Below are 13,712 nucleotides of genomic sequence, written 5' to 3'. Positions count from 1 at the left end.
TAAAATGGAATAACATAGTTAATTTAGTTATAAGTGCAATCGTGATTCATCCAGCTCTTTCCACGCCTGTTTATTTAGATGCCAACGCAACGACACCCGTATTAGAACCCGTCGCTGAAGAAGTGATGAATGCGATGCTCGTTGAGTTTGGTAATCCCTCTAGTTCCCATATCGCTGGCGTAAAGGCAAAAAGGCTGCTGGAGCACACCAGAGCACAAGCCAGAAAGCTAATAGGGGCTAAAAAAGGAGAGCTACTTTTTACGTCCGGTGCCACAGAGGGGATTCAAACTGCAGTTGTGTCCGTTTTGAGTAGCTATATGGATAGCACGTTACATTACGACAACCCGGTACTCTTGTATGGAGCGACTGAGCACAAAGCGGTGCCCAATACACTTCATCATTGGAATAAAATGATGGGGCTAAATGCGCAAGTGTTAGAAATTCCGGTTAATAAAGATGGCATCTTAGATCAAGATTTTATCTCAACACATATTTGCCAAGCAGTGTTGATCTGCACAATGGCAGTGAATAACGAAACTGGGGTAATACAAGATTTACAGGCAATAGAAAAAACAATTAGGACGAATAATAGCGATGTTGCTTGGTTGGTGGATTGTGTTCAAGGGTTGGGTAAAATCGAATTAAATATGGATTCGATTTCAATAGATTATGCACCGTTTTCTGGACATAAACTTTACGCGCCTAAAGGCATTGGATTTTTGTATATTCGTGCTGAGCGACCATATACACCGTTTATTGCAGGGGGAGGTCAAGAAGCCGGAATGCGCTCAGGAACAGAAAACCTCCCCGGGATCGCAGGATTGAGTTGCCTGTTTGAGTTAATGATGGGGGAACGCAGCCCATTTAAGCCAAGCACGCTGCTGGCGCATCACCGAACATTACTCATTGCGGCATTAAATGACACCTTCGATAACATTGATTATCACAGCAAACTAGAACTAAGTGTACCCACAACCATTAACTTTTCAGTGCCATCACTATCGAGTAAAGAAATCATGGATTTATTTGATGCTGCTGGCATAAGAGTGAGTGGGGGGTCAGCTTGTAGCGCAGGAGCGAAAAGTAGCTTTGTATTGGAGGCTATGGGACATGGGCGTTGGCAATGCGAAAATGCTATCCGCCTTTCATTTGGTCCCGCGGATAGCACGGAGTTTATTGAGCTGGCGTGCAAAGCGATTCGACGCCTAAAAGTGCCGCTTCGACATCACTGTTTAAGCGGGAGCGTTGTCAGTAGCAGTGGACCTATTTGCGCACTTGGGTTGACTCAAATTGAACACCACGGGGAAAGTTGCTGGATGTTTGTCGGGCCGGATTTGAGTGTCATTATTTATAACCCGATAGAAGCATTAATACCAAAAATCACAACCATCGTAACCCATCAAAACTTGCGATTGAAGTCGATTTTAGTAAAGAACTTTACTGTTTCACAATTCAATGCTAAAGATGAATTATATCAAGCGCTTAATGCTCATGGTGCGGTATCGATTGAATCGCCCCCTGATTGTCACCAGTACCATTTATCAACCGAGACTTTTGAAGGAAGGCCGTGTTACAGGCTGAACACTGCGGCGAATAAAACAGTGATTTTTGCAGATGGCAATGTATCAACTCCCTTATCATTTGATCTTTTGTGCTCACCGGCAGGTAGTGTCGATGCTGCTAATGCGCCGTTTATATCTCATTGTTCAACTGATTTTTCAGACATTTATTCGTTCAAAGCTGCGATTGAATGGCTTGAACAACATAATGGGGTGGTGTTGGATGTTCGAGAACCAATCGAACACGATGTGTCGACAGCCAAGCTGAACGCGTTATTTGAGCTTAATTGCGACGCTAAGTTAATGAATATTTCTGTGAATCGTTTAGCAGACGCGTTTCTAAATAATCAGCTTGATTGTGACACGGCATATTTGTTGGTTTGCCGTACTGGTACTCGTTCAAAGAAAGCTCAGCAGGCGTTGCATAGGCTAGGTGCTAAACAGATTGCTAATTTTCATGATGGAATGGCGCTATATTAACAGCGCCATTAACGAGTAAGCTACTTGGGCGCTGGTCCGGTACTTTCACGAATAACAACAGACGGTGTAAAGGTCGTAATAATATCTTTATCGTGTGAGCGGCTACCACGTGTTTTTGAGAATAACAAACGTGCTGCATGCTCTGAGATAACACTGTTAGCTTGATGAGCCGTGGTAAGTTTCGGCCATGTTTGTCGAGAGAAGGGAGAGTCCTCAAACCCTGAAATAGATAACTGCTCAGGAATAGCGATGTTCATAAGCCGAGAGGCAAATAATGCCCCAGCCGCAATTTCATCGTTGCCGCCCAAAATTGCAGTTATCCCAGATGCATTGTTATTTTTAAGCAATGCTTTTGCACCTTCAACGCCAGACTCGAATGAATAGGTCCCCTCGTAAACTAAGCTTTCTTCATATGACAAGGCGTTATCCAGTAGTGCTTGTTTGTATCCGGATAATCGCTCAGTGGTCGATTTGTGCTCCGAATCTCCACAGGCGAAAGCGATGATTTTGTGTCCAAGGTTTATCAGGTGTTCAGTAATTTCATAGGCCGCGGCATAGTCGTCTACATAGATACAGTTATTCTGTTTAGTTGCTTCTTTTGAGTCAGTTTGCGTTGAGGGTTCGCTATTTTGGCCTGAAAGAAGCCTTACATAAGCAATTCCCAAGTCATCTAACATTTGAATTATATGTTTCTGTTCTGACAAAGGCGGTGTAAGTACAAGTCCCGCTAGTCTAGAACGCTGAATCATCGTTGCTATCTCTTGTTGCATGTCAGGATCACCTGCTGAACAAGGGTGTATAACCAGTTCGTAGCCTTCCTCTTTACATCTTGAAAGTACACCGTTCTGCATATCAATAATGTAGTATGCATTGGGGTTGTCATAAACTAAACCGATGGCAAATGAGGAAGTACCTGCAAGGTTTCGAGCAGCTGTATTGGGCTGATAGTTCAGTTCCTTAACTGCTTGCATCACGATATCGTAAGTCTTTTTTCTAACTGAAGGCTCTTTGTTGATAACCCTCGATACTGTCTTCATTGATACGCCAGCATGTTTTGCGACGTCGTTAATGGTTACTTTCATTTTTTTTCTTCTATGAAATCAAAAGGCGTTAGTTTCGCCAAAATATGGGTAACTTTGGTTTAGCCTAGAAAATTAGTGGGCTTAACACTTGAAACGAATGACACGTTTAATAATTAAAACGCAATATAGTATATTTCAGCATTTCAGGAAACGATCAAATTAGTTTGATTAGTATTGAGCCGTAAATTTAACTCCAACTGAATATCTTGAAATTATTTTATGATACCGGTGTCAAAAAATAAAAAATCAGTTATTATAGGGATAGTAAAATGAAAAACATGATGTTTGACAGCGTTGTCATTTTAACTTATGGTTAACGCTCGATTATGTTTATGTGTGTGATCTAGGTATTTTGCACACAATCATCGCTAGGGGAAAAAATATGAATTGCCGTACATCTTTACCAAGTTGGCAAGCATTAACAGCATCGTCGGAAAGACTTAAAAAGCAACACTTAAAAACGCTTTTTGACAATGACTCAGGACGTTTTGATAAATTTTCTAGACATCTTCCTGGGGTCCTTTTTGACTTCTCCAAACAATTGATTGACGACACATCATTTGAGCAACTAGTTGCACTAGCGAAAGAATCAGATATCGCAGCTTGGCGAGATAAAATGTTCTCAGGTGAAAAGATTAATTTTACTGAAGACCGAGCTGTGCTGCACGTTGCGCTAAGAAATAGAGCCAATACCCCCATTTTGGTTGATGGCGTTAATGTGACAGAACAAGTTCAATCAGAGCTTGAAAAAATGAAAGGCTTTTCAGACCGTGTGAGAAACGGTGAATGGAAAGGCTACACAGGCAAACCTGTGAAAAATGTTGTGGCAATCGGTGTTGGGGGGTCTAACTTGGGCCCACAAATGGTCACAGAAGCTTTAAGTGCCTACGCCGATGAGACATTAAATGTCCACTATGTTTCCAACGTTGATGGTGTACAGTTAGCACAAGTCCTTAAGCAGGTCGACGCAGAGACCACTTTGTTTGTGATCTCCTCTAAAACGTTTACCACGTCGGAAACAATGAACAACGCGCGTTCGTCAGTGAGTTGGTTTTTAGACAGTGCGCAAGATAAAAAAGCGATTGCAAAACATTTTGTGGCTGTAAGTACAAACTTAGAAAAAACGCGCGAATTTGGCATCGCGGACGAAAACGTCTTCACGATGTGGGATTGGGTAGGGGGCCGATTTTCTCTCTGGAGCGCCATTGGTTTACCAATTGCCCTATACCTTGGTTATGACAAGTTTGTTGAAGTGCTTGAAGGCGCATTTGAAGTCGATGAGCATTTTAAAAATACAGAATTTGAGCAAAATATACCGTTGATTATGGCATTACTAAGCGTGTGGAATACCAGCTTTTTAGGTCATACTTCGCAGGCTATTTTACCTTATGATCAAGCGTTGCATATGTTACCTGCATATCTTCAGCAAGGCGAAATGGAAAGTAACGGTAAACATGTAACATTTGATGGTCAAACTGTACCATACACGACTGTGCCAATTATTTGGGGCATGACTGGTATTAACGGTCAGCACGCATTTTATCAATGCTTACACCAAGGTAATGTAATTGTTCCGGCTGACTTTATAGCGTCTGTAGAGCCGCAAGTTGCGTTAGGCAAGCATCATGATGTATTACTTTCTAACTTCTTGGCGCAAACTGAGGCGATGATGGCTGGTGTAAATGAAGCACAGGTTCGCAACGACTTACAGTCAAAAGGTAAGACGGAAGAAGAAATAAACGAGTTAGTAGCTCATAAAATACATAAAGGAAATCGACCAACAACGTCAATTGTTTTAGACAAGGTAGATGCTAAAGCCGTTGGTCGATTGATCGCCATGTACGAACATAAGATTTTTTGCCAGGGCATTATTTTAAGCGTTTGCTCATTTGACCAATGGGGCGTGGAACTTGGCAAAGGTTTGGCAAATAATATTGAAGCTGAACTTACTAAAGAGAATGTAGCGCACGAGCACGATAGCTCGACAGCTGGACTAATTGCTTACTACAAGCAAAAAAGAAACAATTAACCAAGTTGTTCAATAATAACTTGATGTGAAAAGAATACCTTTGAACGGGTAGCGCTGGAGTACTTAGGGCCTGTATTTTTGTGAGAGGAATTACAGAGCCCCTAAGACTCATTTTGACTAATTATTTAATTTGAATACAACTTACTTAATGTGCTTTTGTACTCAACCCTAAGTAAGTAAAATAATCTGCGAACGAATTCAAACCTAAAAGAAGTAGAGTTTGGTCTATTCACCTTTGAACACCAAACGGTTTTGATTATCGCGCGTGTTCGCTCCTCAATATGATCGCGCGCCTAACCTTGTGAGATATAATTATGCTTAATCCTTTTGATATCGTAATTTTTGGTGGGGGCGGCGACTTAGCGTTGAGAAAATTGTTGCCCGCAATGTATCGAGCATATCAAGAAGGCAACTTGCCTGAGGGTACTCGCATATTGCCGACGGTTCGAGAAGAAAGTAAAAAAAATGACTATGTTGATACGGCACACAAAGCACTACAAGAATACTTAAGTAACGGCGAATACAATCAGAAAGACTGGAATGAGTTTGCTAAATTTTTAGTGCCAGTTGTAGTAAACGTCACTGAGGCTGATGATAACTGGGACGTGTTAAGAGAGATACTCGATACAGATGAAGCTGACAAATCTCGTGTGTTCTATCTATCTCTTCCTCCCGCTGTCTACGGCACCTGTTGTGAACTTCTTTCTAAAAAATCCCTCATTTCTAAAAATTCTCGTGTAGTTGTCGAGAAGCCGATTGGTTATTGCGGTGAGTCTGCTGAAGAAATTAACTCAAAAATCGCAGAATATTTTGAGGAGAGCCAAATCTTTAGGATCGACCATTACTTAGGTAAGGAAACGGTTCAAAACCTGATGGCGCTTAGGTTTTCGAATGTTTTATTTGAAAACCTATGGGATGCGAAAACGATCGATAATATTCAAATCAGCATTTCGGAAACAGTAGGACTTGAAAGCAGAGCAGGTTTTTATGATAAAGCAGGTGCACTGCGTGATATGGTGCAAAATCACCTTCTACAGTTGTTGTGCTTGGTTGCGATGGAGTCACCACATAAACTGAACGCAAACAGCATCCGTAATGAAAAGTTAAAGGTCCTAGAAGCACTTAGACCACTTACGGATGAATTGGTTGATGACAATGTTGTCAGAGGGCAATATGTACCGGGTGATTTGAATGGCAATCTTGTACCTGGTTATTTGGAAGAGCTGGGTGAAGGCTCGAGCACGACCGAAACATTCGTTGCGATTAGAGCACACATAGAGAACTGGCGTTGGTCTGGTGTGCCATTTTATTTGCGCACTGGTAAACGAATGAAACAACGCTGTGCAGAAATTGTCGTTGAATATAAACCGGTATCTCACAATGTTTATGACGAAAAAGTGGGGCCAATACTACCAAATAGACTGATTATCAGACTACAACCAGAAGAAAGCATCCAACTCACGCTGATGTCAAAGCGTCTAGACAACTTAGAGATGCAGCTTGAACCTGTTACCTTGAATATTGAATTGAGTGAAAAATATAGTAATGGTTTCCACTCTGATGCATACAAACGCTTAATGCTGGATGCTGCGGCAAATAACCCGTCGTTATTTATCCACCGAGATGAAGTAAGACAAGCTTGGAAGTGGATTGATCCGATTATTGCGAGATGGCAAGAAAAAGGAACGCCTGCACTGTATCGTGCCGGATCTTGGGGACCTGAGTCTGCAGACGAGCTACTCGCTGAGAAAAACCATGCTTGGTTCAACGTAGGAGAGAAGAATTAATGGCTTTATTGAATGAAAAGTTTTTCGACTCTAAAGACGAAATGACAGAACATTTGGCGTCATTGCTTGAAAATACATTGAGCTCAGCATTGAACAAAGATGGCCAAGCTAGCATGCTCGTGTCAGGCGGCTCATCTCCAGCACCTGCATATAAGCGACTATCAAGCCTTGAGCTGGACTGGAGTAAAGTTACGGTTGCTATGGTTGATGAAAGATGGGTTGAACCATCTCATGAAAAGTCAAACGAGGCATTTATAAACGCCACCTTATTACAGAACAATGCGGCAACAGCACACTTTGTGACTATGAAAAATAGCGCTGAGTCTGCAGAGCAGGGCAGAAATGAAGTTGAAAATCAGTACCAATCACTCAAACAGCCCTTTGATGTAACTATTTTAGGTATGGGGCCTGACGGTCATACCGCCTCTTTATTCCCAAATGCAGCTGGCCTTGAAGCAGCATTGGAAACGGAGCAGTTGGTTTGTGCTATTAATGCTATTCAAAGTGAAGTGACGGGCAGCATTACAGAGAGAATGAGCTTATCACTGAATGGAATAGCAAATACTCAACATGCAATCTTGTTGATCAGTGGTAACGCAAAGCGTGACATTTATGAAGAAGCGAAAAAACCGGGTTCGGCACTTGATGTGCCACTTCGGGCTGTATTGGGACTACCTGACCTAAAACTAAGTGTTTTTTGGTGTCCATAATTGGTTAATCATAGAAAAGCACACCAATAGTGTGCTTTTCTTTTTGTTCAAATCCACCCATTTATACAACCTCTTTCAATTTATAATACTTACAACATGTCTTGGTGTACTCAGTACATTGTTTCATTTGTTTTTTTAGGCATCTCTCATCAATATTCTGTGCAGTGGCATCAAAAAAAGGCCGTACTCGCTCCTTCTTACATACTTTATTATTAATTGTTATAAAGAATTGCGATTCAAAAAAGCGCAAAACTTGATCGTTTATTGATATTTTTATAATTCTTGTGTGTGACTTGTTCGGTAACTAATTAATTTTAAAGTTACTTATTTTCCATTTATTAATGTTGTCGCAAGTATTGCCAAAGTTCAGCTTTTACTAGACATGCGCATTCAAATAAACTAAAATGACAGCGTTGTCATTGAGAATGTTTATCACCTTGAACAGCTTCTGCCCAGGCTACTATTTGGTAAACTCTTCAAAAAGCTGCATTAAAATCACGCAGTTCTTAAAATAGATACAAAAAAATTGTATCAATCACCTCATAAACTACAGATTTATACATTTCCTGTGGTATATTAATACTCGTTTGTAACAAAGTATCTCCAAATTAAGAATAATCTCTTATTTTTTAATGTTTTAGCTTTTGAAATGAAAAATTTTAAAGTGTTAAGGCAAAAAACATGTAGCGATTATGTAATTTTGGGTGTATGGTTTGTTATTAGATGACAGCGTTGTCATCATCACTGGGCAGAAGTGATTTAAAAACCAACAAAATGATTCAAGGGGAATCCTGTGTTAGCTAATAATTTTAAGAAAAGTTTACTAGCTGCAAACATTGGTCTTGCGTTAACCGCAGGCGTATCTGGTGTAGCAGTTGCTGAAACCGGCAATCAAGTTAAAGAAGACGTAGAAGTAATTGAAGTACGCGGTATTCGTCGCTCTTTAAAGGAATCAATTAACACAAAACGTTTTGCAAATAGCGTAGTAGATGCTGTATCTGCAGAAGATATTGGTAAGTTTCCTGACAGCGATGTAGGTGAAGCATTAGGTCGTATCCCTGGTGTTGCGGTAAACCGTCAGTTTGGTCAAGGCCAGCAAGTATCAATTCGTGGTGCTTCTAACCAACTTACTTTAACTACACTAAACGGACAATCAGTTGCGTCAACAGGTTGGTATGACCAACAAGCAATTGACCGTAGCTTCAACTATTCTCTTCTTCCGCCTCAAATGATCGGCGCTATCGAAGTTTATAAGTCATCTCAAGCAGACTTAGTTGAAGGTGGTGTAGGTGGTACTGTTAACGTAATTACACGTAAGCCTCTTGATTTAGATGCAAATTCAGCATATTTCTCTGTAGAAGGTGAGTACTCAACTGAGTCTGAAGAAACAGATCCTGGTTTCTCTGGTCTATATAGCTGGAAAAACGCTGATGAGACTTTCGGTATCTTAGGCGCAATCGGTTATGAAGATACAACTTATGTACGTCGCGGTAACGAAGCTTCATATGGTTGGGACGGCGCAGAGTCAGTAAACTACTTCGAACAGCAGCGTGAAAGAACATCTATCGACTTAACTGCTCAGCTAGCACTGAATGACAATTCAGAGCTAGTTTTCCACTACATGAGCCTAGAATTAGAAGCGGATAACAACAACAACAGCTTGTTCTTGTTCTCTAACACGGGCAATTGTACAGCGAAAATTGAAGCGACGGATGTTTGTCTGACACGCTCAAATACAGCTGAAAACCCAGCGCCAAACAGAACTTTCCTTCAAACATTTGCGCGTTTTGCTTCAATGAGCTCTGACGTATTTGATGTTGCATACAACTATGAAGGCGACGGCTTTAAAGTAGAAGCTCGCGTAGGTATGACAGAGGCAGAAGGTGGTACTGATTTAACTATTAACCATGCAACTTACCTAGGTACTACAGATGACCTGAACGGTATGGTTATCGATAACTCTGGTAAAGCATCAACAGTTACTTTACCTAAAGGCGGTTGGAACAGCTCTGAATTTGACCCAAGCTGGGATGGGCGTGGACTTCAAAACTGGGCTTCTCAAAAGGCACCAAATAAAGACGAAGAGACATACTTCCAACTTGATGTTACTTTCGAGCTTGATCACGAATACATCACAAGTGTTAAAGGTGGACTTCGTTGGACTGACCATGAGGTAGAGAAAAACTCATTCCGTCCTACACACAAAGCACACAATACAATCAACCCAACTGAATATTGGGGCGCAGTAGATGCGGCAGGTACGGATGCTATTGCTATTCCTCTACCGAATATTGCTGCTATGCGTTCAAATGCAGAAGCAACGTTCGATACTTGGTATCAAGACCGTTCAGGTTTCTCTACAGTTGAAGAAGAAAATATCGCTATTTACCTAATGGCTAATTACCAAGGTGAAAACTTCCGCGGTAACTTTGGTGTTCGTTACATTTCAACGGATGCATCATCAAGCTTCTACGCGCCAGATCCTGCGTTTGTTGCACCTCACATTGCACAAAACAATGGTCTAAGCACGAATATCGTGAAGACTGAAGGTGATTACAGCGAGATTTTACCGAGCTTCAACTTAGCATATGACGTTACTGAAGATAGCATTGCACGTTTCTCAATCGCGCAGGTAATCTCACGTCCAAATTACGATGATATGTTCGCTGCGACAGCAATCAGTGGCTACGGTGATACTCAGCGTGGCAATGAAACGCTAACACGTGGTAACCCAGCACTTAACCCATACAAAGCAACTCAAGCTGATTTAGGTTATGAGTACTACTATGGTGATGCGAACATGGTTGCTGTAACGCTTTTCTACAAAGATGTGAGCAACTTTACTACAAGTTCTACACTACTTAACCAGTCAGTGGGCATTGTAGACCCAGTGACAGGTGAAGACAGCTGGCAGGTTGATAGCCGAATTGATGGTGAAGGTGGTGATATCACGGGTATCGAATTCCAAATCCAGCATGAGCTAGGTGGTGGTTTCGGTACTATCTTCAACTATACATATGCTGACGGTTCAGTTGACCCATCTAACTTTGTTGATGCAGTAGGTGTATTCTCTGATAGCTCTGAAAATACAATCAACGCAGTTGGTTATTATGAAAATGACGACCTAAGTGTTCGTCTAGCATATAACTGGCGTTCTAAGTACATGATTCGTGAGACTGGTTTCTACGGTAACCGTATGCATGATGACTTTGGTACACTTGATTTGACAGCAAGTTACAACGTAAATGATAACATTACTTTACGTTTTGCAGCAGTTAACCTAACTGAAGAAGACAGCGTTCAATACGGGCCAGCAGTATCTCCAGCTGGTTCGAAAACTGAATTACGCGACGGCTTTGCGGCTTGGTCTTATCAAGGCGATGCTAGATACTCAGCAGCGATTGATTTCCGCTTCTAAGTTTTAGTCATTAGAATGATATAGCCTCAGTTTTACTGGGGCTTTTTTTTTACTAAAGCAAACTAATTATGCGCAAGGTATGTCAACGGCTTTATTGGTTCAAAAAGCCATCTTACGAAATTGATATTAACCCCGACTTATAAAAACATTTAATTATGCTTGCAGGTTAAAACCTTAACAGCGCTAAAGTGCGATCTATCCCTTTTCACAGATAAATTGTAGTAAGGTAGTAGCTGGCGTTTTTTTTAACAAAAATTTATAGACACTTTAATCGGAAGTGGTAATTCGACGGTGAGATATGAACGGTGAGATTAAACAAGTCGTTGTTGTTGGCGGAGGCACGGCAGGGTGGTTGGCGGCTTGCCATCTAGCAAAACAATTAGAACCAGCAATAAATCAAGACATCTCGGTCACATTAGTTGACTCTCCAGATATCCCAACAATAGGGGTTGGGGAGGGGACCGTACCCGTGATGCGAGATACGCTAAAATATTTTGGTATTAGTGAAGTAGAATTTATACAACGCTGTGACGTGACATTCAAACAAAGTATCAAATTTGTAGATTGGGAGCTTCCTCCCAAAGATGGTCTGTCTACTTTTTATCACCATTTGTTCGATTTCCCGAATATCAACCCTTTTAATCCGACGCCGTACTGGCTGTCTGATATAGAGCTCAATAAAACCCATTACGCTGATTTAGTGTCAGTTCAGTCTCATATTTGTGAGCTTGGTTTGGCACCAAAGTTGAATCGAGATGGGGAGTTTGCAGGCCTGTTTAACTATGCATATCACTTGGATGCGGGCAAGTTTACACAGATGTTGTCAGAACATGGTATTTCAAAACTGGGTATTAAAAATGTCAAAGCGAATGTGAAGCAGGTTCACCTTAAAGACAATGGCGAAATTGCGCACCTTGAAACTGATTCAGCAGGTGTCATAGGTGGAGATATTTTTGTTGATTGTACTGGGTTCAAAGCCATGCTTATTGAAAAAAGCATGGGGGCAAAGTTTGTAGATAAAAGTGACGTGTTGCTTACGGACACCGCGCTGGCAATTCAAATTCCTTATGAAGACAATAGTACCCCAATACCACCCTTTACCATTTCAACGGCACAGAAACATGGATGGATCTGGGATATCGGGCTTACCCAGAGAAAAGGGGTTGGTTATGTGTTTTCTAGTAACCATCAGTCTGAAGATCAGGCTGTGCAAACATTGGCTAATTATCTTGGCCAGTCGGCGCAAGATATTGCACCACGAAAAATTTCAATGAAAGTGGGTTACCAAAGAGAAGCTTGGATTAAAAACTGCGTCGCAATGGGGCTTTCACAAGGGTTTGTTGAACCACTGGAGGCGACTGGGCTGCTAATGTTTGACGTGACTGCGAGAATGTTTTCAGAGGCGCTACCTGATTTAAAAACAGATATGCCTTTACGTGCTCGTCGATTTAACGAAGATATTTGTCAAATGTGGGAATCAACAGCCGATTTTATAAAGCTCCATTACTATTTGTCAAAGCGAGATGACTCACAGTTTTGGATAGACAACAGGGATCCGTGTTCTATTTCGACAGAGCTTGCTGAAAAGCTTGAAATGTGGCGCAGTAAACTCCCTTCTCAATTCGATTTTAGGCATACCCTAGACTCTTTTAGAGTCAGCAATTACTTGTATGTTTTATATGGAATGAACTTTGAAACTCGACTCAGCGGGCGCCATGCACAGTATCAGAAGATAGATGCCGTTAACAAGTTACGCAGTGAAGTTGAAAAAGGGGTTCAGTACTGTAAGAACAATTTACTTTCTCATCGTGATTATTTAGAAAAAGTACGCAAGCTAAGTTAGGCTTGCGTGCTACGTTGACCAAATACGATAAAACTTGTGATTGTAAGGCGGCCTTCAGTAAGCGATTTGTCGCTGGGGGGCTCACCGACAATACATGCAGAGTGTAAAATGTTGCTCGGAAAAGCAACGATGTCGCCAAATTGCGCCTCTAAATATTGGGTTCTCATAAATAATGGGTGATCCGCTCTGATATATGCGGGGGACTCTAGAGGCTTTGCCTGCAACTCTGTGTCTAATATATCTCTATAAGTGTCATGGTTTGTGGTCGTAATCTCTTCAAACCCAGTTGCTCGATGCTTGTAAAAGCCGGTCCCACCAAATTGGTTATCACATAAATAGTGGACCAACGCAATTTGATTTGGATTCAAATTGTCAAAGTGAGGGATCGTTTGGTATGGGCCTAGCTCGGTTTGTGACTTTGTTACAACGGCATAGTTTGCGCTGACTCTTTTTACATCGTTTACATCTAAACCGAAAAAAGGCGCCATCTTAGTCATAATTTCTCTAATAAAATCGTAATAACTGTCTGGAACGCGTGCCCACAATCCGGGGTAGCTATTAATCGGTTTCACCCAGTCTGGTTTGTAATCTGATGCAAGTTTCTTCCACTTCAAACTCTCTTGACCCGTACTCAAGCAACAAATAGGTGTGTGGCTATCGGTAGGGGTTAAATTCATAATGTCTTGATCCACTGTGCATCCTTTCAATAAAGTTACGTGTTGGGTGCGAAAAGTTTACAGCTTATGTTGCGTAAGCTGTGGGCCTTGTTCGTAATTGACTGTTCCCAATTTATCAAATTCTACA

General features: G+C 41.4%; 8 protein-coding genes. 6 read left to right on the top strand and 2 right to left on the bottom strand.

Annotated elements, in window-relative coordinates:
* Positions 1-41: 41 nt before the first annotated feature.
* Positions 42-2,039: an aminotransferase class V-fold PLP-dependent enzyme gene (locus tag L1286_RS12365; protein ID WP_235407358.1), complete on the top strand. Its 1,998-nt coding sequence runs from the start codon at positions 42-44 to the stop codon at positions 2,037-2,039.
* A 20-nt stretch (positions 2,040-2,059) separates the two neighbouring features.
* Here the strand turns inward: L1286_RS12365 and L1286_RS12360 are convergent, their stop codons facing one another.
* A complete protein-coding gene (locus tag L1286_RS12360; RefSeq protein WP_235407357.1) occupies positions 2,060-3,121 on the bottom strand; it encodes a LacI family DNA-binding transcriptional regulator in 1,062 nt (353 codons plus the stop codon).
* A gap of 382 nt (positions 3,122-3,503) precedes the next feature.
* Here L1286_RS12360 and pgi point away from each other — a divergent pair, with 382 nt between their 5' ends.
* From pgi to L1286_RS12335, 5 genes are all read left to right on the top strand, one after another.
* Positions 3,504-5,150: a glucose-6-phosphate isomerase gene (gene pgi / locus L1286_RS12355; RefSeq protein ID WP_235407356.1), complete on the top strand. Its 1,647-nt coding sequence runs from the start codon at positions 3,504-3,506 to the stop codon at positions 5,148-5,150.
* Positions 5,151-5,464: 314 nt separating this feature from the next.
* A complete protein-coding gene (zwf, locus tag L1286_RS12350; RefSeq protein WP_235407355.1) occupies positions 5,465-6,937 on the top strand; it encodes a glucose-6-phosphate dehydrogenase in 1,473 nt (490 codons plus the stop codon).
* A complete protein-coding gene (gene pgl / locus L1286_RS12345) occupies positions 6,937-7,647 on the top strand; it encodes a 6-phosphogluconolactonase (protein ID WP_235407354.1) in 711 nt (236 codons plus the stop codon). Before zwf ends, pgl begins: the two co-directional genes overlap by 1 nt.
* 793 nt (positions 7,648-8,440) lie before the next feature.
* Entirely contained in the window at positions 8,441-11,065 is a 2,625-nt protein-coding gene (locus tag L1286_RS12340) for a TonB-dependent receptor (RefSeq protein WP_235407353.1), read from the top strand.
* Positions 11,066-11,363: 298 nt separating this feature from the next.
* A complete protein-coding gene (locus L1286_RS12335) occupies positions 11,364-12,908 on the top strand; it encodes a tryptophan halogenase family protein (protein WP_235407352.1) in 1,545 nt (514 codons plus the stop codon).
* On the opposite strand, the gene L1286_RS12330 is transcribed toward L1286_RS12335, so the two are convergent.
* Entirely contained in the window at positions 12,905-13,600 is a 696-nt protein-coding gene (locus tag L1286_RS12330; protein ID WP_235407351.1) for a DUF6445 family protein, read from the bottom strand. The genes L1286_RS12335 and L1286_RS12330 overlap by 4 nt on opposite strands.
* Between the last annotated feature and the right edge of the window lie 112 nt (positions 13,601-13,712).

This window comes from Pseudoalteromonas sp. SMS1 (assembly GCF_021530565.1).
Classification (GTDB): Bacteria; Pseudomonadota; Gammaproteobacteria; order Enterobacterales; family Alteromonadaceae; genus Pseudoalteromonas.
The sequence above is the reverse complement of the archived record's forward strand: the minus strand, read 5'-3'. Positions and strand labels throughout refer to the sequence as shown.